The 532-nt window shown below is 66.7% G+C and carries 1 protein-coding gene; it reads left to right on the forward strand.

The features are described from left to right. A partial coding sequence (locus tag NKJ06_RS35735; protein ID WP_352812646.1) for an IS91 family transposase occupies window positions 1-532 on the forward strand: 532 nt, incomplete at both ends.

The following is a 532-nucleotide window of genomic DNA, read 5'->3' on the forward strand; positions in this document are numbered from 1 at the left end:
GACGGAAGCCGCTGGATATCTTCTCGGCCGGCCTTCCTGCTTCCGGTGCGCGTACTCGGCAAGCTGTTCCGACGGCTCTTCCTCACCCGGCTGGTCGCGCTGCACGACGCAGGACAGCTCGCCTTCTTCGGATCGATGGCGCACCTGTCCGCGCGGCAGGCATTCGTGCGGCACCTGTCGCCGGTCCGCAAGAAGCACTGGGTGGTGTACGCCAAGGCGCCGTTCGCCGGGCCGGAGGCGGTGCTCGCCTATCTGTCCCGCTATACCCACCGGGTTGCGATCTCGAACCGCCGCCTCATCCGGTTCGATGAGGCAGGGGTCACGTTCCGCTACAAGGACTATCGTCGTGACGGCACCGATCGGCAGCAGGTCATGACACTCGCCACCGCCGAGTTCATCCGCCGTTTCCTGCTCCACGTCCTTCCACGTGGCTTCCACCGCATCCGGCACTACGGCCTGCTCGCCAACTCCGCTCGCAAGACCAGCCTCGCACGCGCCCGCGAACTGCTGAACGTCGCTGCGCCGTCGGAAG

Origin of the sequence: Mesorhizobium sp. M0293, from assembly GCF_040321735.1 — a bacterium.
Lineage (GTDB): Bacteria > Pseudomonadota > Alphaproteobacteria > Rhizobiales > Rhizobiaceae > Mesorhizobium.